This window comes from Rhodobacter sp. NSM, assembly GCF_052244495.1.
Taxonomy (GTDB): domain Bacteria; phylum Pseudomonadota; class Alphaproteobacteria; order Rhodobacterales; family Rhodobacteraceae; genus Cereibacter_A.
This window is the reverse complement of record NZ_JBQPXH010000003.1, coordinates 385,137-404,441: the sequence shown is the minus strand read 5'-3', so window position 1 is coordinate 404,441 and position 19,305 is coordinate 385,137. Positions and strand designations below refer to the sequence as shown.

The window sequence follows — 19,305 nt, the reverse complement described above, 5'->3', positions numbered from 1 at the left end:
GTGCAAAGAGAGGACGGCGGCTTCGCGCCGCCGCCCTTCGAGGTGCCGGCCAGTCCGGGACGCTGGAAGGCCGGTTGATTGCAGGTATGACGGTCAGGCACTTCTTTCGGGGCCGGTACCTGATCTGTCCGTCTCCCTCACCCTTGCCCCAGGACCGGCCGGCGCTTGTTGCGCTGACGCAAACTCGGAACGACCTGCGTGAACAAGCTCGACGAAAGCCTTCTGACCAAACTTCCGCCCTTCTCTCTGCTGGAGCGGTCGCAGATCCGGACGATTCTCGATCAGGCCACGCCCCGCCGCTTCGACGAGGCGAGCACGGTGTTCGGCGAGGGAATGGCGGCGGAGCGCTTCTACCTCCTGCTCGACGGCACGATCCGCGTGGTGCGCACCACGGCCACGGGAGAGCAGATCATCGCCCTGCACATCGGGCCGGGGCAGCTCTTCGGCATCGCTCCCGCCCTCGCGCGAGACACCTATCCGGCAACCGCTGTGGCCGCGGCCGAGTGCGTGACGCTTTCGTGGCCGGTGCGGCTCTGGGCTGATTTCACGGCGAACTACCCCGGCTTCGCGACCGAAAGCTACCGCACGCTCGGTGCGCGGCTGGGCGAGATGCAGAACCGGATCACCGAGCTTGCGACCCAGCAGGTCGAGCAGCGCGTGGCGGCGTGCCTCCTTCGGATGGTCAACCAGTCGGGACGGAAGGTCGAGACGGGGATCGAGATCTCGTTCCCGATCACGCGGCAGAACATCTCGGAGATGACGGGGACCACGCTGCACACCGTCTCGCGGCTCCTCTCGGCTTGGGAGCGCGAGGGCATCGTGGAAAGCACGCGACGGCGCATCGTGGTGACGGCGCCGCATCGGCTGGTCGTGCTGAGCGGGGCAACGGGACAAGCCTGAGGCGCTCCGGCTGAGCGCAGCCGTCACGTCAGCCGGCGGCGCTCGCGTGGAAGGAAGAGGCTGCGCGCCTCCTGCGGCCCGCTGGCGGGCTTGCACCGAACGTCGCCGCATGTTCGGCGCGGCGCCCTGTCGGGCGCAGGTTGCCCCGCGGTCCAGACGCGGCACATGCCCGCGATCTTCGTTCCGGCGCAGCACCCTCTCGGGCGCTGGTTACGCTGGCCGGGATCCCGCGGCCGGGACGCACCAACCCCACGCGCGTCTCCCGGACAGGTGGAGCGGGTGCCCGGCCTCTCACGGGACGGCAGACAGACGCAGGGCGCTGCGGAACTCGGCTTCGTCGAAGCCGTATTCGTCACAGGCCTCCACAACCGTGTGGAACGGTGCAATGGGGCAGCCGGGGCACAGCATCCGCCGCGCAAGGAAGACCTGTGCCGTCGCTGGCCAGAACTGGAAGAGCCGCGCAAGCGGCAGGTCGGGGTCGTCGAGGTTCGGTCGCATCTGCACCTCCGCCCGGCCGGAGGAAGGTCCGGCCGATGATGGCTGCACAATGCGCCGGTCAATCGCCCGCTTCTTTGTGATCCCGCAACCTCTCCACCGGCGACCCGGCTTAGACCGGCTTCACCCGAAACCATTCGCCAGGACCCTCCCATGTCGGAAATCCTTACGAAATCGCGGGCCCGGAACGTGTTCTATGGGGGATCGCTCTTCTTCATAGCCGTGTTCGTCGGCCTGACGGTCCAGAGCCACGGCTATGTGGTCTCAAGATCCACCACCTCGATGCCGCTGACCGACGAGGTCAGGCTCGGCAAGGCGGTGTGGGAGCGCAACAGCTGCATCAACTGCCACACGCTGCATGGCGAGGGCGCCTATTTCGCGCCCGAGCTCGGCAACGTCATGACCCGCTGGGGCGTGAACGAAGATCCCGACGCCGCGGCCGAGATGCTGGGCGGCTGGATCGACGCGCAGCCCTCGGGGATCGAGGGACGCCGCCAGATGCCGCATTTCGAGCTGACGGACGAGGAGAAGCGCGGGCTCTCGGAGTTCCTCCGCTGGGCCGATCACATGAACACCCAGGCCTGGCCGCCGAACGACGCGGGCTGAGGAGACACCCATGAAATACCAATCGCAGAAGGTGGCGCTGGCCTATTTCAGCGTGGCGATGGCGCTCTTCGCCATCCAGGTCCTGGGCGGCCTGCTGGCCGGCTGGATCTACGTCTCGCCGAATACCCTGTCCGAGATCCTGCCGTTCAACGTGGTGCGGATGATCCACACCAACGCCCTGATCGTCTGGCTGCTGCTGGGGTTCTTCGGCGCGGCCTACTACCTCGTGCCGGAAGAGGCCGAACGCGAGCTCTTCTCGACGAAGCTCGCCTATCTCCAGCTCGGCATCCTCGTCGTCGGCACGCTGGGCGCGGTGGCGAGCTACCTTGTCGGCATCCACGGGGGGCGCGAGTTCCTCGAGCAGCCGCTCTGGGTCAAGTTCGGCATCCTGGTCGCCGCGGTGATCTTCCTCGTGAACATCTCGCTGACGGCCCTCGCAGGCCGCAAGACGGCGATCACCAACATCCTGCTGATGGGCCTGTGGCTGCTCTGCCTGCTCTGGGTCTTCGCCTTCATCAATCCCGACAACCTCGGCCTCGACAAGATGTACTGGTGGTACATCGTGCACCTCTGGGTCGAAGGCACCTGGGAACTGGTGATGGCCGCGATCCTCGGCTTCCTGATGCTGAAGCTGACGGGCGTGGACCGCGAGGTCATCGAGAAGTGGCTCTACGTCATCGTGGCCACGGCGCTCTTCTCGGGCATCCTCGGGACGGGGCACCACTTCTACTGGATCGGCACGCCCGGCTACTGGCAGTGGATCGGCTCGATCTTCTCGACGATGGAGGTCATTCCCTTCTTCGCGATGATGTCCTTCGCCTTCGTGATGGTCTGGAAGGGCCGCCGCAACCACCCGAACAAGGCAGCCCTCCTGTGGTCCCTCGGCTCGTCGACCGTCGCCTTCTTCGGCGCGGGCGTCTGGGGCTTCCTGCACACGCTGCACGGGGTGAACTACTACACCCACGGCACGCAGATCACCGCAGCGCACGGCCACCTCGCCTTCTACGGGGCCTATGTCGCGCTGAACCTCGCGATGTTCACCTATGCGATGCCGGTGCTGCGCGGCCGCGCGCCCTACAACCAGTGGCTCAACATGGGCGCGTTCTGGCTGATGACGGGCGGCATGGCTCTGATGACCTTCACGCTGACCTTTGCGGGCACGATCCAGGTCCACCTGCAGCGCGTCATGGGCGAGTACTACATGGACGTGCAGGACCAGCTCTCGATGTTCTACGTGATCCGCTTCGGTGCGGGGGCGATGGTGGTGGCCGGTGCGCTGCTGTTCATCTACAGCCTCGCCGTGGTGAGGAAGTCCGCGCCCGCGGCCAATGCGGTGGGAGAGGCGGCATGAACGCCATCGTCTCCGACCTGACGGTGCCCTTCTACAAGCCCGTCGCCAACGAGTGCAGCCTCTTCGAGGCTGCCTCCCGGAACGGTCTTCCCCTTCTGCTGAAGGGGCCGACCGGCTGCGGCAAGACCCGCTTCGTCGAGCACATGGCGGCGCGGATGGGGCGCAAGCTCCATACCGTGGCCTGTCACGACGACCTGTCGGCGGCGGATCTCATCGGGCGCTACCTGCTGAAGGGCGGCGCCACGGAGTGGGTGGACGGGCCCTTGACCCGGGCCGTGCGCGAGGGCGCGATCTGCTACCTCGACGAGGTGGTGGAGGCGCGCAAGGACGTGACCGTCGTTCTTCACCCGCTGACCGACAACCGCCGCACGCTGATGATCGACCGCACGGGCGAGGAACTGGTGGCGCCTCCCGGCTTCATGCTGGTCGCCTCCTACAACCCCGGCTACCAGAACATCCTCAAGCGGCTGAAGCCCTCGACCCGGCAGCGGTTCCTGTCGATCAGCTTCACCTTCCCCGATCCCGCGACCGAGACCGCCGTCGTCGCCCGCGAGAGCGGCTTGCCCGAGGCGAAGGTCGCGCCGCTTGTGCGTCTTGCGGGCCATGTCCGGGCGCTCTCGGGAATGGATCTCGAGGAAGGTGTCTCGACCCGGCTTCTGGTCTATGCCGCCACGCTGATGGCGGAGGGGATGGGTGTCGAAGAGGCGCTCGAGGCCGCGGTAATCGAGCCGCTGACCGACGAGCCGGATGTCGTGCAGGCCCTGCGCGACCTCATCGCAACCGTCTACGGGTGATCCCATGAGCTTCCACCTGCTCGACCTGATGGAGCCGGAAGAGACCGTCGGCAACCTCTGGCACGGCTATGCCAGCCGGTTTGCCGCGGTCGCCTCGAATGAGGGCGCGGCGGTGGCTCTCGAGGCGATGCGCCCGAGCGTCGCCGTCCTCTTCCGCGCGCTGGGCGGGGCGGCCGGCGTCGAGATCGGCCCGAGCCCTGCCACCGCCGCGCGCCACCGCCGCAGCCTCGGCTCGGTGGTGGGCGAGACGCGCATCCTCGAGCAGGTGGCAAGCTACGACGGCGAGCGGCTCAGGCTGCCCCCCGTCATGGACGCTTTTCCCTCGGTCGAGCTGAACCGCGCGGCCTATCTCTGGCTCGCCGCCCTCGCCGCGCAGGTCGAACTGCCCGCGGCCGACGGGGCGCTGGCGCTGGACCTCGCCCAGATCGCGGCGATGGAGGCCGCGACGGCGCGGGTGCTCGCGGTCGCGCCCGGCCTCGCGGGAGTCTACGGCGCACTTGTCGCTCATGTGCTCGCCACACGCGACACACATGCGGCCTTCGGTATCGAATCGGCGGTCGAGGCGCGGCTGCGCGCGGCGCTCGGCGGCCCGGCCGCCGTCCGCGACATCGCGCACCATGCGCCGCGCGGCTACATGCCCTTCGCGCCGGTGCCGCTTTGGCTCCGCCTCGGGCGCGGGACAGGGCAGGGCGCGGCCGACGCACCCGACGAGACCCACGCGCCCGCGGGCCTGCCCACGACGACCCGGAAGGTCGGCGAGCGGCGCGAGCTCGATCAGGCCAACCGCAAGGACAGTTTCATCGTCCACCGCTTCGAGGCGATCCTGAGCTGGGTCGAAAGCCTCAACATCAACCGGGCGACCGACGACGACGATCAGGACAACGCGCAGAAGGCGGCCGAGGATCAGGACCACATCACCCTGACCCAGCACTTCAAGCGGGCGGCGAGCCGGCTGCGGCTGCACCTCGACCTCGCGCCGCAGGATGCCGAGCACGAGCGGCTCTCGGACGGCTTCACCTATCCCGAATGGAACCACCGCTCGCGCAGCCTGATGCCCGACCACACCCGCGTGCTCGAGGCCGAAGCCCCGCGCGGCGAGGGCTTCCGCCCCGATCCCCGGCTGATGACCCGCGTGCGGCGGCAGTTCGAGACGCTGCACCCGCGCAGGGTGCTCTGCAAGCGACAGGTCGAGGGACACGAGCTCGACCTCGACGCGCTGATCGAGGCGCAGGTCGCGCTGCGAACCACGGGGCGCGGCTCGGACCGGATCTACCGCGATGCCCGCGCCATCGAGCGCGACCTGTCGGTGGCGATCCTGATGGACTGCTCGCGCTCGACCGAGGCGATGGTGGGCGAACGGCAGGTGATCGAGACCGCGCGCGAGGCGCTGGCGGCGCTGGCCGGCGGCATCGACGTGGCGGGCGACCGGCTGGCGATCTGGGGCTTCTCCTCGCTCCGCCGCGACCGGGTGTTCCTGCACCGCTGCAAGGGCTTCGACGAGCCGATCGGCGAGGCCGTGACCGCGCGGATCGGCGGCCTGCGTCCGGGGCACTACACCCGCCTCGGCGCGGCGATCCGGCACGTCTCGGCGATGCTCGCGCAGGAAACCGCCAGCCGGAAGCTCTTGCTGATCCTCACCGACGGCAAGCCGAACGACCTCGACCACTACGAAGGCGTCCACGGGATCGAGGACAGCCGGATGGCGGTTCGCGAGGCGCGGGCCCTGACACAATCCGTGCACGGCGTGGTCGTGGATGCGGATGGGCAGGACTGGTTCGCCCGCATCTTCGGCCGGGCGGGCTTCACCCTGTTGCCCGACCCCGCCCGTCTTCCGCGCGCCCTTCCCGACCTCTATCGTTCCCTCACCCAGGAGATCTGACATGCGCATGCTTCTTCCCCTGCTGATCCTCGTTCCCGGACTTGCCATGGCCGCCACCTTCGATCCGCCGACGCCTGCCTCGCAGACCGCCACGGCCGAGTTCTGGTTCGCCGTCGCCGCCGGCTGCTTCGTGGCGGCGCTGGCCGCCGTGCAGTGGATGGTGCAGCGCAGATGACCCGCCAGGCCCGCGTCACGCTGCTGCTCTACCCGTTCGGAGCCGGAGCAGCTGCGGTCAACCTCTTCTTCGCCTCGCTGATCCTGTCCTGGATCGGCCTGCCGGTCCTGAGCCCGGCGTGGTCGGTTCTGGGCGGTCTGATCCTCGGTCTTCCTGCGACCCGTCTCTTCTCGGCCCACATCGTGCAGCTCATGGAACAGGCGGAGTCGCAGACTTGACCGACTGGCTGGAATTCGCTGCGGCGCTCGCAGCCTTCTTCGCGTCGCACATGCTGCCCGCGCGTCCCGGTGTTCGCGAGAGGCTGACCGCCATCTTCGGCCGCCGTCTCTACTTCACGCTTTATGGCACGGTGTCCCTCGTGGTGCTGAGCTGGCTCATCCTCGCGGCGGGGCGCGCCCCCTTCGTCGAACTCTGGCCGCAGACGCCGGCGACGCGCTGGGTGCCGAACCTCGTGGCGCCGGTCGTCTGGACGCTCGTGGTGCAGGGCATCGGCCTGCCCTGGCCGTGGACGCTCGGCGGAAAGCGCAGTGCCCGCTTCGATCCCGACCGTCCGGGCTTCGCGGCCATAACCCGTCATCCGGTACTGATCGCCCTCATGCTCTGGTCCTGTGCGCATCTCTTCCCGAACGGGGACCTTGCGCATGTGATCCTCTTCGGTTCGTTCTTCGGCCTGTCGCTTGCCGCCATCCCGACCTTCGACGCCCGCGCGCGCCGCGCCATGCCTGCGCCGGAGGCGTCGGACGCCTTCCGCGCAACCTCGCTCTTCTCGCTGCGGCCACTGGTCGACCCGCACTGGCTGAAGCAGAACGAGGACCGCCTCCTGCCACGGCTCCTGGCCATGGTGGCCATCTGGGCGGCGGCCCTGGCGCTGCATCCGATCGTGCTGGGCGTCTCGCCGCTGCCGCTGTAGGCCTGCGACACCCTGTCCGGGGCGTTTGATCCTGCGCAAAGTCTAATGTCGCGTGAACCGTTAATAGGTTCAGCATGACAAACATCGCCCTCCTCCAGAGTCTCGGACTCTTCGATGCGCGCGTGCCGCGCTACACGAGCTATCCTGCGGCGCCGGTCTTCTCGGGCGCCGTCGGAGCGGACTTCCAGGCACAGGCGATCGAAGCCCTCGATCCTGCCGTGCCGATCTCGGTCTACATCCACGTTCCGTTCTGCGAACGGCTCTGCTGGTTCTGCGCCTGCCGGACGCAGGGAACGCAGACGCTGGCCCCGGTCGAGGCCTATGTCGGCACGCTCCTGCAGGAACTCGAGCTGGTGAAGAAGCACCTGCCGGCCGGCGTCAAGGCCGGGCGGCTGCACTGGGGCGGCGGCACGCCCACGATCCTGTCGCCCGAGCTGATCCACAAGCTCGCCCAGGCGATCAAGGCGGTGATCCCCTTCGCCGAGGATTACGAGTTCTCGGTCGAGATCGACCCGATGATGGTGGACGAGCCGAAGATCCGGGCGCTGAGCGAGGAGGGCATGAACCGCGCCTCGATCGGCATCCAGGACTTCACCGACATCGTCCAGAACGCCATCGGGCGCGAGCAGCCCTTCGAGAACACCAAGGCCTGTGTCGACACGCTGCGCCGCTACGGCGTCCATTCGCTGAACACCGACCTCGTCTATGGCCTGCCGCACCAGAACCGCGAGAGCCTTGCCGCCACCATCGACAAGGTGCTGACGCTGGGGCCGGACCGGGTCGCGATCTTCGGCTACGCCCATGTCCCGTGGATGGCCAAGCGCCAGAAGCTGATCGACGAGACGGTGCTGCCGAACGACATCGAACGGCACGAGCTCGCCAACCTTGCGGCGAAGATGTTCACCGAGGGCGGCTTCGAGCGCATCGGCATCGACCACTTCGCGCTGCCCGACGACAGCATGGCCATTGCCGCCCGCACGGGCCGCCTGCGCCGCAACTTCCAGGGCTATACGGACGACACCTGCCCGACGCTTCTCGGCATCGGCGCCTCGTCGATCTCGAAGTTCAAGGAAGGCTACCTGCAGAACACCGCCGCCACCGCCGCCTACATCAAGGCGGTCGAGGAAGGGCGCCTGCCGGGCTATCGCGGTCACCGCATGACGGACGAGGACTACCTCCACGCCCGCGCCATCGAGATGATCATGTGCGACTTCTTCCTCGACCTGCCGGCGCTGCGCGAGCGCTTCGGCGAAGCGGCCGAGACGATGGTGCCGCGCATCGCGGAGGCCGCGTCGAAGTTCACGCCCTTCGTCTCGGTTGACGAGGCGGGGTCGATGTCGATCGCGAAGGAAGGCCGGGCACTGGCGCGGATGATCGCACGGGTGTTCGACGCCTACGAGACGCCCGAAGCCCGCTACTCGCAGGCCTCGTAACGAAAAACCCCGGCCGCCCGCAAGGGAGGCCGGGGTTTCTGCCGCTCCGGCTCAGGAGAGGCGACCTTCCCCCGCAAACATGCTGGAATTCAGCTTGAAGGCAGCCTCGGTGCGGTTCTTCGCGCCAAGCTTCTTCATGATGTTGCGGATATGGACCTTCACGGTGCTCTCGCAGAGATTGAGCTCGCCCGCGATGATCTTGTTCGACTTGCCCCGGCGGAGCGCGTCGCAGACGGCCCGCTGGCGCTCGGTCAGATGCTCGTCCACAGCCATCCGCGGCTCTTCCCTGTCGGGAAGCGCACCGCGCAGCGCTGTGAGGCTGGCAGCGGCCAGGAAGATCCCGTCGAACGACGCGAGCCTGCTGGCCTCGACGATGTCGTCGATGCCGACCGACGAGGGCAGATAGCTGCGAGCCCCGCAGTCGAAGGCGGCGATCATCTCGCGCAGTTCGTTCGCCGCACCGATCACGACGACCGGCGAGGGGCCGGCCTCCGAGACCAGCGCCGCGACTTCCCGCGCCACTTCGGCCACCGAGCGGTTTCCGGTGCTGTAGAGCACCACCTGGTGGCTGCAACGCTCCCTCCGGCTCCGCCATTCCTCGACCGACCCGTAACCGACGATCTCGATTTCGGGGTGGGCAAGTTCGACACACCGGACAAGGCACTCACGCTCGAGCGTCCGTGGGTCGATCATGACAAGGGCACGTCTTTCGGAGAGCCGTACACCGGCGGTGGCCGGCAAATCGCTGCCGATGGAGTTCATGCTTTTGGAAAAAGAGTCAGGCGAATGATTCATCATAATCTGTCCACTCTATGGTTGGGACGCTTACCCCCGGATAATTCCTACCTCGTCAAAGTTTTGCCCATTTCTATACTTTAGCATGCGTCCTTAAGACCGCAAAGGGCTGTTATAGCTGGAAAAAGGTGGATCCGGGGGCGCGCTAGCCGAAAAGGTCAGGTGCAGACTTTACCCGAGCACGGAAGGCATTGTTTCGCTTGCGTTAACCATCATTAACGGGATGCGACGGCGCTTCCGGCGGTGCGCGGAATCTCGCCTTGAGAGTTGAATCAGTTCAACCCTGCGGTGAAATGACAATATCGAGAGCTCCCGCAGGATGTGGAGCTTTTTTGCCGGGCGGGAGAGGGGGACGGCACCGGGCGCGTGCGCCGCGCACGGTGATTCGTCAGAGTCGGCGTGCGGCGATCGCCGAGCGAAGCAGCGGGAGGATGACGGCCATCGTGAGGAAGAGGAAACCCGCTTCCAGAATGAAGACGGCCAGATAGGGCGCACCGGCGCCATAGACGGCCAGATCCGGCATCGCCTTCAGCACGTCGCGCAGCACGCCCGCTCCGGCGATTGCAACGCCGGCCGATGTGGCCTGGACGGCGCCCCAGGCGCCGAGGGCGAGCCCGACCTGCTCCTTCGGCGCAAGCCGCATCGTCGCCGTGAGCGTGCCATGGCTGAAGAGGCCGCCGCCGAAGCCCACGACCAACGTGCCGAGGATGAACACCCAGGTGCTGGTCATCTCGGTCGCACTGATGATGGCGAAGAAGCCCGGAAGGCCCGCAGCGGCGCCGAGGAAGGCCATGCGCAGCGGATCGTAGCCACGGCCGAGCACCCAGGAGGCCAGCCAGAAGCCCGCGAGCCCTCCCCCCGCGAAGGTGGCGGTCAGCCGCGTGGTCTGGGCCACTGTCATGGAGAGCACCTCGCCGCCGTAAGGCTCGAGGATCACGTCGGCCATGCCGAAGCCCAGCGTTCCCAGCCCGATCACGATCAGGCCCATCAGCGCGTTCTCGCGGCTGATGAACTCGCGCCAGTGCTCGGAGAATTCGGGCTCCTTCTCGGGCTTCACGGTATAGGCGCGGTTGCGCGGCTCCATCTTCCACAGCGCGACCATGTTCAGGAAGAAGACGGCCACCGCGACTGCCGAGATCACCTTGATGAGCTGGGCATCGTAGTAGGGATCGAGCAGCCAGCCGAAGCCGATCGAGGCGAAGATCATGCTCAGGAGCAGCACGACATACATCAGGCCCACGACCTTCGGCTGATCCTCGCGCGGGGCGAGGTCGGTCGCAAGCGCGAGGCCTACCGTCTGGATCGTGTGCACGCCGCCACCGACCATGAGGAAGGCGAGCGCGGCCGAGGACACGCCGAGCCAGAAGGGCTGTCCCTCGGCGTAACCCTGGCCTCCCAGCACGATGAGGGCGAAGGGCATGATGGCAAAGCCGCCCCAGAGCGCCAGCGTCCCGCGGTAGATCCAGGGCACACGCCGCCAGCCGAGCGCGGAGACATGGGTATCCGACTTGAAGCCGATCAGCGCCCGGAACGGCGCGAAGAGAAGCGGCAGCGAGATCATGATACCCACGACCGACGCCGGCACCTTCAACTCGACGATCATCACCCGGTTGAGGGTTCCGACGAGCAGGACGATGGCCATGCCCACGGCGACCTGGAAGAGCGACAGGCGCAGCAGCTTGCGCAGGGGCAGCTGGTCCGAGGCCGCGTCGGCGAATGGCAGGAATCGCGGTCCGATCCGGACCAGATGCTCGGCAATGCGGCTCATGCGTGAGAATTCCCGGGAAGGCGCGACAGCGCAGCGTGAGGAGCGTCGGGCTTCAGGCACGCAGCCCGAACTGGAAAGGCGACAGGAACGCGTCGCTCGTGTGACGAGCAGGCCGGAACCCTGCGATCCCGGCCTGCTCGGAATTCGTCTGCTGCTTTGGCGTGGGCCCGAAGGCCCGCGCCTTCCGCAGAATTACTCAGCCGCGACCGCAGCCGAGCCTTGGTAGTAGGCGGGCAGCCAGGTGGTGGTGGTCAGCACAGCAGCGTGAACCACAACCGAAGCGATGACGGCGGCGCTGAGGAACAGCGGGATGCCGACGGTCGGTTTCACCACGAGCCAGATTTTGCCGTTGGTCATGTCAGTCTTCTCCTATCAGCCGAGCCACGGGGTCGCAGCGGCGGCGAGGAAGTGCGCGATGAGCGCCATGCCACCGAAGACGCGGGTGCCGAGGATGAGTTGCTTATGAACTTCTTCGGCTTCGGCAACGGTCAGGCCGCTCGGCCAGACTTTGTTCAGATCGTCAGTCACTGTGTCGTCTCCCAACTGGTAATCGACGGTTTTGCGTGTAGGGCCTGCACGCTGGCTTCGACGAGACCGGGAGCCCTAGACCACCTTGTCGGCGATTTCGGATCCGCCCCGGCTCACAATATGGGTGTCACATCCTACTGACAGATTCAATGTCAACGTGGGCTGACAAGGCCGTTTTGGGTGCGACTTATTGGCCCCCGAACCGGGCCGGCCGCCGGACTAACAGCTTGAAAAGGGACAATTTTGCCGCAGGGACGTGAAAAATTGACGCTGTTCGGCACCCCTCCCGAGCGGCCGTCCCGAGGGTGGTCGCGCTGCAGGAGACGGCAGATCCCGCCCCTTGAACAGTCGGGTTGGCGTCCCCATCTTGGGACATTTTCCGATATGGGAAGGGGGCTTGGCGCCCGGCGCGCTCGCTCCGGATTGCCCCGGGGTCAACCGAGGGTGGCCAGGACCGACTCGAGTCGCGAGAGGAAGAGGTCCGCATGTGCGTCCGAGAAGACAAGCGGCGGGCGGATCTTCAGCACATGCGCCCGTGGCCCCGTCGCCGAGATCAGGACGCGCGCCTCTCGCAGCCCGTTGACGATGCGCGAGGCGCCGGCGGCATCCGGAGTGCGCGACTCGGGATCCAGCACGTCGAGACCGATGAAGAGGCCCGCGCCGCGAACCTCTCCGAGGCGCGGGAAGCGGCTGCCGAGTCTGCGCAGCCCGTCCCGGAAGTGCCTGCCCACCTCGAGCGCGTGCCCTTGCAGGGCCTCGGCCTCGATGACCTCCAGCACAGCGAGGGCCGCCGCGGCGGCGACGGCGTTCCCCCCGAAGGTGTTGAAGTAGCGTGCCTGACTCCCGAAGGCTTCGGCCAGATCGGGCCGCAGCGCGAGCGCCGCGACCGGATAGCCGTTCCCCATCGGTTTGCCCATCGAGACCATGTCCGGCACCACCCCGTGCCGCTCGAATCCCCACATCGCCTCGCCCGTGCGGCCGAATCCCGGCTGGACCTCGTCGGCGATGAAGAGGCCGCCGGCCGCCCGGATCGCCGCGGCGGCCGCGACGAGGAAGCCCGGAGGGTCCGTGAAGACGCCGTCGGAGGAGAAGATCGTGTCGACGATCAGCGCCGCGGGCCTGATGCCGTGCCTGGCGAGATCCTCGGCCGCCTCCGCGACCGCGGACGCGAATCCGATGTCGCCGCCCGTCGCCGGGTCCGGCGCGGGCACGGTCCGCACATGCGCACCAAGCGGCACGCCCGCCCCGAGCGAGGGCGACATCGCCGCCACCGCCTGCGTCACGCCGTGATAGGCATTGACGGTCACGATCACGCCCGTTCCTGCGGTCGCCTGGAAGGCGATGCGCAGGGCAAGGTCGTTCGCCTCGGAACCGGTGCAGGTGAACATCACATGCCCGATGGCGGGAGGCATGGTCGCGAGCAGCCTCTCCGCCAGGTCCAGCACCCCGTCATGAAGGTAGCGCGTGTGAGTCGCGAGCGTTGCTGCCTGCCGCGCCACCGCCCCGGCCACATGCGGATGGCAGTGGCCGACCGAAGCCACGTTGTTGTAGGCGTCGAGATAAGCCTCCCCCTCGGCGTCGAAGAGCCAGACGCCTTCGCCGCGCACGACATGCAGCGGCCGCTCGTAGAAAAGCCGGTAGGCGGGCCCGAGCAGGGACTGCCGACGCTCGACCAGCCTTGCCTCGGTGTCCGACAGCGTTGCCGCGCCGGGGCGAAAGGCGTTCGGCATCGCCTCGGGGGTCACGGCGTGGCGCCCGTAGCAGGATGCGGATCGCGCAGGCCGGTCATGTCATTCTCCTTCGACAGCGCGGAAGAGGGCGGCGGCCGCAGCGCCCGGCGCAAGCGCCCTGAGCGCTTCGAGCCCCGCCGCCGAGGCGGGCAGATTGCGCAGGATGTAGGGCGCGTTCTCGGGTTGGCTCGCGGCGCGGGACGAGGCGATCGCGATGGTCGTCACCATGCGCGCGGCCACGAGCTGCGGCAGGATCTCCAGCTCGGCCGCAAGCAGCGGATTCGCCCGGTGATAGCCCGCCACCATGTCGGCAAGCGAGCCGGCAGGATCGTCCGGATCGACCTGATACGAGCCCGCGACCCCCAGATCGCAGACCCGCGCCGTCCGCACCATGTCGCCGAAGTCGATCACCCCCGTCACCCGCGCGTGGTTGGAGGGATCCACCATCACGTTGTGCGGATTGAGGTCGTTGTGGACCACCTGCCAGGGCAGCGCCCCGAGTCGCGGGGCGACCTCGGCCTCGAAGGCGTCGATCACCCGTCCGGCTATGACTGCCGTCCGGGCGTCCGGTATCTCCGGCAGCAGGGCCCGCATCCGCGGGACGTGGCGAATGTCCCAGAGGATCTCGTAATCGGCTGAGGGGTGCGAGAAATCGGCCAGTGCGGCGGCGATGGCGCCCAGGCAAGCCCCGACCGCGCGCCGCTGCGATGCGTCGCCTCGGGCACGCCAGAGCGGTTCGCCCTCGACCCAGGACAGAAGCCGCAGGAGGTTGCCTGAGGGCAGCTCTGCCCAGGGTTCGCTCTCCCGCGTGCGGATCACGCGCGGAACAGGCAGGTCCGGCGCACGCGACTCGAGATGGAGAAGCGCCAGCGTCTGGAACTCCGTCACCCCGCGAGGTTCGGCAGCATTGGCGATCTTCAGCACGAAGCTGCCGCCTTCGGTCGTGAGGCGGAAGTTCTGGTCGCGCTCGGAGGTCAGAAGGTCCGCCCTGCCGCGCAAGCCGAAATGCGTCTCGGCCAGCCCTTCCGCCTCCCTCTCGGTGAAGGCGGGCCGGGCCGCGCTCAGGAGCGTTCCGATCGGCGGTGCGAACTGGGGCAAGGCGGGCTCCTCGGCGATGTCGGGCGGATCATGGGCGAGCCGGCCGCCGAAGGGAAGCGGAGGAACGAAGGTTTTCAGATTGCCCGCATCCTGTGCGAAGCGCAAAGAAAAAAGGCGCCGGTCAGCGGGCCCCTCGTGCCCGGCGCGCGAGTCGGGAAGCGGGAATTGCTGCTGTCGGGGCGGAATGATCCGATGCCGGCAAGATGAACGCGCTGATCCCCCCTTCCGTGCGGCTGGAACGCAGTGACGGCTCTGCGCATGTCGTGCTCGGGCAGGCGCGCGGGGCAGTGCGTCTGCGGGACCTCGCGCAGCGCGGGTCGGCCAAGGCCTTTCTGCCCCATGTCGATAGCGCCGTGCCCGAAGTGGTCTTCCTCAATACCTCGGGCGGCCTCACGGGGGGCGACCGCCTCGACTACAGGCTGGAACTGGGGCCGGAATGCCGCGCCGTCGCCACTACGCAGACGGCCGAGCGCGCCTATTCCGCGGGCGAGGGGGCCGCGCGGGTTCAGGTCCTCCACGAGGTCGGGCGCGGCGGCTGGCTCGACTGGCTGCCGCAGGAGACGATTCTCTTCAACGGTTCCGCCCTCGAGCGACGGACCGAGATCAGGCTCGCGCCCGAAGCGGGCTGCCTGATGGTGGAATCGGTCGTGCTGGGCCGCGCCGCGATGGGCGAGACGGTCGGACGTCTCGCCTTCCGCGATACGCGTCTTGTCATGCGCGAGGGTCGGCCGGTGCTGGTCGAGCCGCTCTGTCTCGACGACCACGTTCTCGCGGCGGCCGGTTCCCCCGCGGTCCTCGGCGGCGCGCGCGCCCTTGCCACGCTTGCGCTCGTCACCCGAGGGGCGGAGGATGCGCTTGGCCCCGTGCGGACCGTTCTGGACGAGCCGGGCGTCGAGGCCGCGGCCTCGGCCTTCGACGGAAAGCTGGTCATGCGGATGCTGGCACCCGACGGCTGGCCGCTGCGCCGGCAGGTCGCGCGGGTGCTCGCGGTCCTGCGGGGGCGGGCGCTGCCGCAGGTCTGGCAGATCTGAGAGGGAGTGACATGAACCTGACACCGAGAGAGAAGGACAAGCTTCTCATCAGCCTCGCCGCCATCGTGGCGCGCAGCCGGCTGGAACGAGGCGTGAAGCTGAACCACCCCGAAGCGGTGGCCCTGATCTCGGATTTCGTTGTCGAGGGGGCGCGCGAAGGCCGCTCGGTTGCCGATCTGATGCAGGCCGGTGCCCATGTCATCCGCGCCGAACAGTGCATGGAGGGCGTGCCCGAGATGCTCCATTCGGTGCAGGTCGAGGCAACCTTCCCCGACGGCACCAAGCTCGTCACCGTTCACCATCCGGTTCGCTGAAGTGGTTGCGCCTGCCCGCCTTTTCCATCATCCGCTGAGGGAGCTTGCCCTGTGATCCCAGGAGAAATCTTTCCCGCCGAGGGCGACATCCTGCTGAACGCGGAACGCGCTCAGATCACGCTCGTTGTCTCCAATGCCGGCGACAGGCCGGTGCAGGTAGGCTCGCACTACCACTTCGCGGAGACGAACCCCGCGCTCGACTTCGACCGCGAGGCCGCGCGCGGGATGCGTCTCGACATCCCCGCCGGCACCGCCGTCCGATTCGAGCCGGGCCAGACCCGGGAAGTGAGACTTGTGTCCTATGCCGGCGCCCGCGAAGTCTATGGCTTCAACGCGCGGATCATGGGCAAGTTGTAGCGGCCTCGACAACAGGAGACAGGAATGTCGCTCGCCTTGCCCTTCACCAGCCTGATGACACTCTACTGGCAAACCGGACTGATGGTCTCGGAAGCACAGACGGTCATGGCTTTACGGACGCTGGGCATGATGGGCGTGCTGACGCCGCATCCGCTCGAAAATCAACGCATGGTAACGGAAAAGGGTCTTGCTTTCGCCCAGGCGGCGCAGGCCGCCACGTCGGCGGCCATGCAGGGCAAGCGCCCTGACGAGGTGGCCGCGGCGGCCCTGAAACCCATCCGCCGCCGGACCCGCGCGAATGCCGCGCGGCTGACCCGCGCGGCGAAGCGACCGAAGGCCTGACATGGCGCTGCCGCCTCTCCGCTGCGCGGTCCCGGTCCTCCAGAGCCCGGAGTCACTGCGCGGCGGAAATTTCGGCGGCAGGAGCCGCATCCGGAAGGGGCGGCAGGCTTCTCAGGTAGAGGATCACGGCCTTCAGGTCGTCGTCGGTCATGCCCGCGAGATAGCCATAGGGCATCGGCGGCAGCATGGGCGTTCCGTTGGCGTGGATGCCTTTGGTGATCATCGTCGCGATCTCCTCGTCGCTGTACTCGGCGAGCCCGTCGGGGTGGCTCGTCAGGTTCGCTGCAACCGACGTGCCCCAAGGGCCGTGGAACTCGAACCCGCCGCGCCCGAGATCGGTCTCGACCATCGGACCCGTCGGGCCCATCGGCGTATGGCATTCCATGCAATGGGCGACCGGCCCGGCGAGATAGGCGCCGTATTCGACCGTCACGCCCGCGGGCGGGGCCTCGACATCGGCGACCGGCGGCCCGTAGGCCGGAGGCAGCGGGATGCGGTAGACCGAGGGCGGAAGCTCGTTCTCGATGGGCGCGAGGGTCCTGAGGAACATCACGATCGAGGCCAGGTCCTCGTCCGACAGGCCGCGATACATCGAGAAGGGCATCGGCGGGCCGATCAGGCTGCCGTCCGGGCGCAGCCCCTCGCGGATCGCGCGGGCAAGCTCGGCGTCGCTCCAGCGGGCGATCCTGCTTGCGGGCGTCAGGTTCGGACCGATCGCGGTGAAGGCGGGATTGTCGTCCACCAGCCGGCCGGACAGCTCCGCCGCCATCACCGGCCCCTCCGGGCCGAGCGGCGTGTGGCAGTTGCCGCAGCCCCCCGGGCCGCGCACCAGATATTCGCCCCTCTCCACCGTGGGGCCCGCGGTTGCCATACCGGCGCAACAGGCAATGACGGGAAGCATCCCGTGCACAAGAACGTGCCGTGTCATCAGAGTATTCCTTGCTCAAATCCCGTCCGGGTTTTTCGGCGCGGAGGCGAGAATGAGCTGCCGCGCACCCGGGACGCGGGTGTATCGCGCCGCGCGCACCGGCGTGTCAATTCGCCGCATGGGTCGGATCTGCTCCACCCCCGCTACCGCTAAGGAGGGTTCATGCCTGCTTCCATATCCCGTTCGAGCTATGCCGCCATGTTCGGCCCCACCACCGGCGACCGGCTGCGCCTGGGCGATACCGACCTGGTCATCGAGGTGGAGCGCGACCTGACGACCTACGGCGAGGAGGTGAAGTTCGGCGGCGGCAAGGTGATCCGCGACGGCATGGGCCAGAGCCAGCGCACCCGTGCGGAAGGCGCGGTGGACACGGTCATCACCAATGCGCTGATCGTGGACTGGACGGGGATCTACAAGGCGGACGTGGGCCTGCGCGACGGCCTGATCGCGAAGATCGGCAAGGCGGGCAATCCGGACACCCAGCCCGGCGTGGACATCGTGATCGGCCCCGGCACCGAGATCATCGCGGGTGAGGGACGGATCCTGACCGCGGGGGGGATGGACGCGCATATCCACTTCATCTGCCCGCAGCAGATCGAGGATTCGCTGCACTCAGGGATGACCACGATGCTCGGCGGCGGCACGGGGCCGGCGCATGGCACGCTTGCCACCACCTGCACGCCGGGGCCGTGGCACATCGGGCGGATGCTTCAGGCCGCGGATGCCTTCCCGATCAACCTCGCCTTCGCCGGCAAGGGCAACGCCTCGCTGCCCGCGGGGCTGGAAGAGCAGGTGCGTGCCGGGGCGGCGTGCCTGAAGCTGCACGAGGACTGGGGCACCACGCCCGCGGCGATCGACTGCTGCCTGACCGTGGCCGACCGGATGGACGTGCAGGTGATGATCCACACCGACACGCTGAACGAATCGGGCTTCGTCGAGAACACGCTGGCGGCCATCGGCGGGCGCACGATCCACGCCTTCCACACCGAGGGCGCGGGGGGTGGCCACGCCCCCGACATCATCAAGGTGGTGGGGGCGGCGAACGTGATTCCCAGCTCTACCAATCCGACGATGCCCTACACCGCGAACACGGTGGAGGAGCATCTCGACATGCTGATGGTCTGCCATCACCTCGACCGTTCGATTCCCGAGGACGTGGCCTTCGCCGAAAGCCGCATCCGCAAGGAAACCATCGCCGCCGAGGACATCCTGCACGACATGGGCGCCTTCTCGGTGATCTCCTCGGACAGTCAGGCGATGGGCCGCGTGGGCGAGGTCATCACCCGTACCTGGCAGACCGCGCACAAGATGAAGGTGCAGCGCGGGCGTCTGGCGGAAGAGACCGGCGACAACGACAACTTCCGCGTCCGCCGCTATGTCGCGAAATACACGATCAATCCGGCCATCGCCCACGGGCTTTCACGCCACATCGGATCGGTCGAGGAGGGCAAGCGCGCCGATCTCGTGCTCTGGACACCGGCCTTCTTCGGGGCGAAGCCCGACATGGTGCTCCTGGGCGGCATGATCGTCTGCGCGCAGATGGGCGACCCGAACGGCTCGATTCCGGCGCAGCCATTCTATACCCGGCCGATGTTCGGCGCCTTCGGGGGCGCGCTTCATGCGAGCGCCGTCACCTTCGTCTCGCAGGCGGCGACCGAGGAGGGCGTGGCGGACCGGCTGCGGCTGCAGAAGGGCACGCTGGCGGTCGAGGGCACGCGTGGCATCGGCAAGGCCGAGATGAAGCTCAACGCCCACCGCCCCGCGATCGAGGTCAATCCCGAGACCTACGAGGTGCGGGCGGATGGCGAGATCCTGACATGCCAGCCACTCGCGGAACTGCCGCTCGCGCAGCGCTATTTCCTTTATTGAGG

The 19,305-nt window shown here is 67.8% G+C and carries 22 protein-coding genes; 14 read left to right on the top strand and 8 right to left on the bottom strand.

The annotated features are described in order from the left end of the window. Nucleotides 1-198: 198 nt before the first annotated feature. Nucleotides 199-900, top strand: a complete 702-nt coding sequence (locus ACTVZP_RS09010) for a Crp/Fnr family transcriptional regulator (protein ID WP_443211809.1) — start codon at nt 199-201, stop codon at nt 898-900. Nucleotides 901-1,191: 291 nt separating this feature from the next. Here the strand turns inward: ACTVZP_RS09010 and ACTVZP_RS09005 are convergent, their stop codons facing one another. Continuing rightward, nucleotides 1,192-1,398, bottom strand: a complete 207-nt coding sequence (locus ACTVZP_RS09005) for a DUF1858 domain-containing protein (protein WP_443211808.1) — start codon at nt 1,396-1,398, stop codon at nt 1,192-1,194. 150 nt (nt 1,399-1,548) lie between these two features. Here ACTVZP_RS09005 and ACTVZP_RS09000 point away from each other — a divergent pair, with 150 nt between their 5' ends. From ACTVZP_RS09000 to hemN, 8 genes are all read left to right on the top strand, one after another. Further along, complete coding sequence (locus tag ACTVZP_RS09000) at nt 1,549-2,001, top strand: c-type cytochrome (protein WP_443211807.1); 453 nt, start codon at nt 1,549-1,551, stop codon at nt 1,999-2,001. Nucleotides 2,002-2,011: 10 nt separating this feature from the next. Continuing rightward, nucleotides 2,012-3,352, top strand: coding sequence for a cbb3-type cytochrome c oxidase subunit I (locus tag ACTVZP_RS08995; RefSeq protein WP_443211806.1), 1,341 nt, complete (start codon nt 2,012-2,014; stop codon nt 3,350-3,352). Then, nucleotides 3,349-4,146 (top strand): CbbQ/NirQ/NorQ/GpvN family protein, encoded by a 798-nt coding sequence (locus tag ACTVZP_RS08990; protein ID WP_443211805.1) that lies wholly within the window; start codon nt 3,349-3,351, stop codon nt 4,144-4,146. Before ACTVZP_RS08995 ends, ACTVZP_RS08990 begins: the two co-directional genes overlap by 4 nt. A 4-nt stretch (nt 4,147-4,150) precedes the next feature. Next, nucleotides 4,151-6,025 (top strand): nitric oxide reductase activation protein NorD, encoded by a 1,875-nt coding sequence (locus tag ACTVZP_RS08985; RefSeq protein WP_443211804.1) that lies wholly within the window; start codon nt 4,151-4,153, stop codon nt 6,023-6,025. Between the two features lies 1 nt (nt 6,026). Further along, entirely contained in the window at nt 6,027-6,200 is a 174-nt protein-coding gene (locus tag ACTVZP_RS08980; protein ID WP_443211803.1) for a protein NnrT, read from the top strand. After that, a complete protein-coding gene (locus ACTVZP_RS08975; RefSeq protein ID WP_443211802.1) occupies nt 6,197-6,418 on the top strand; it encodes an NnrT protein in 222 nt (73 codons plus the stop codon). The genes ACTVZP_RS08980 and ACTVZP_RS08975 overlap by 4 nt, the downstream gene beginning before the upstream one ends. Next, complete coding sequence (locus tag ACTVZP_RS08970) at nt 6,415-7,110, top strand: NnrU family protein (RefSeq protein WP_443211801.1); 696 nt, start codon at nt 6,415-6,417, stop codon at nt 7,108-7,110. Before ACTVZP_RS08975 ends, ACTVZP_RS08970 begins: the two co-directional genes overlap by 4 nt. 74 nt (nt 7,111-7,184) lie before the next feature. Continuing rightward, the gene (hemN, locus tag ACTVZP_RS08965) at nt 7,185-8,543 is read left to right on the top strand and encodes an oxygen-independent coproporphyrinogen III oxidase (RefSeq protein ID WP_443211800.1); all 1,359 of its coding nucleotides are present in this window, start codon (nt 7,185-7,187) and stop codon (nt 8,541-8,543) included. 51 nt (nt 8,544-8,594) lie between these two features. On the opposite strand, the gene ACTVZP_RS08960 is transcribed toward hemN, so the two are convergent. The 6 genes from ACTVZP_RS08960 to ACTVZP_RS08935 form a co-directional block, all read right to left on the bottom strand. Beyond that, nucleotides 8,595-9,338, bottom strand: coding sequence for a LuxR C-terminal-related transcriptional regulator (locus ACTVZP_RS08960; protein ID WP_443211799.1), 744 nt, complete (start codon nt 9,336-9,338; stop codon nt 8,595-8,597). 388 nt (nt 9,339-9,726) lie between these two features. Beyond that, on the bottom strand, nt 9,727-11,106 hold the full coding sequence (pucC, locus tag ACTVZP_RS08955; RefSeq protein WP_443211798.1) for a light-harvesting complexes assembly protein PucC: 1,380 nt from the start codon (nt 11,104-11,106) through the stop codon (nt 9,727-9,729). A 192-nt stretch (nt 11,107-11,298) separates the two neighbouring features. After that, on the bottom strand, nt 11,299-11,463 hold the full coding sequence (locus ACTVZP_RS08950; RefSeq protein ID WP_443211797.1) for a light-harvesting protein: 165 nt from the start codon (nt 11,461-11,463) through the stop codon (nt 11,299-11,301). Between the two features lie 15 nt (nt 11,464-11,478). Continuing rightward, the gene (pufB, locus tag ACTVZP_RS08945; protein WP_002720479.1) at nt 11,479-11,634 is read right to left on the bottom strand and encodes a light-harvesting antenna LH1, beta subunit; all 156 of its coding nucleotides are present in this window, start codon (nt 11,632-11,634) and stop codon (nt 11,479-11,481) included. 434 nt (nt 11,635-12,068) lie between these two features. Beyond that, a complete protein-coding gene (locus ACTVZP_RS08940) occupies nt 12,069-13,379 on the bottom strand; it encodes an aspartate aminotransferase family protein (protein WP_443211796.1) in 1,311 nt (436 codons plus the stop codon). Between the two features lie 45 nt (nt 13,380-13,424). Then, nucleotides 13,425-14,462, bottom strand: coding sequence for a phosphotransferase (locus ACTVZP_RS08935; RefSeq protein WP_443211795.1), 1,038 nt, complete (start codon nt 14,460-14,462; stop codon nt 13,425-13,427). A gap of 203 nt (nt 14,463-14,665) precedes the next feature. On the opposite strand from ACTVZP_RS08935, the gene ACTVZP_RS08930 reads away from it, so the two are divergent. From ACTVZP_RS08930 to ACTVZP_RS08915, 4 genes are read left to right on the top strand one after another with little or no spacing between them, the layout of a single operon-like run. Further along, nucleotides 14,666-15,493 carry an urease accessory protein UreD gene (locus ACTVZP_RS08930; protein ID WP_443211794.1) on the top strand — a complete coding sequence of 276 codons (828 nt, stop codon included), beginning with the start codon at nt 14,666-14,668 and terminating at the stop codon, nt 15,491-15,493. 11 nt (nt 15,494-15,504) lie between these two features. Further along, complete coding sequence (locus tag ACTVZP_RS08925; RefSeq protein WP_443211793.1) at nt 15,505-15,807, top strand: urease subunit gamma; 303 nt, start codon at nt 15,505-15,507, stop codon at nt 15,805-15,807. Between the two features lie 51 nt (nt 15,808-15,858). Beyond that, complete coding sequence (locus ACTVZP_RS08920; RefSeq protein ID WP_443211792.1) at nt 15,859-16,164, top strand: urease subunit beta; 306 nt, start codon at nt 15,859-15,861, stop codon at nt 16,162-16,164. A gap of 24 nt (nt 16,165-16,188) precedes the next feature. Then, nucleotides 16,189-16,506, top strand: a complete 318-nt coding sequence (locus ACTVZP_RS08915) for an antifreeze protein (RefSeq protein WP_443211791.1) — start codon at nt 16,189-16,191, stop codon at nt 16,504-16,506. Between the two features lie 52 nt (nt 16,507-16,558). Here ACTVZP_RS08915 and ACTVZP_RS08910 read toward each other — a convergent pair whose 3' ends face one another. Then, on the bottom strand, nt 16,559-17,437 hold the full coding sequence (locus ACTVZP_RS08910) for a c-type cytochrome (protein WP_443211933.1): 879 nt from the start codon (nt 17,435-17,437) through the stop codon (nt 16,559-16,561). 159 nt (nt 17,438-17,596) lie between these two features. Here ACTVZP_RS08910 and ureC point away from each other — a divergent pair, with 159 nt between their 5' ends. Next, on the top strand, nt 17,597-19,303 hold the full coding sequence (gene ureC, locus ACTVZP_RS08905; RefSeq protein ID WP_443211790.1) for an urease subunit alpha: 1,707 nt from the start codon (nt 17,597-17,599) through the stop codon (nt 19,301-19,303). Nucleotides 19,304-19,305 lie beyond the last annotated feature (2 nt).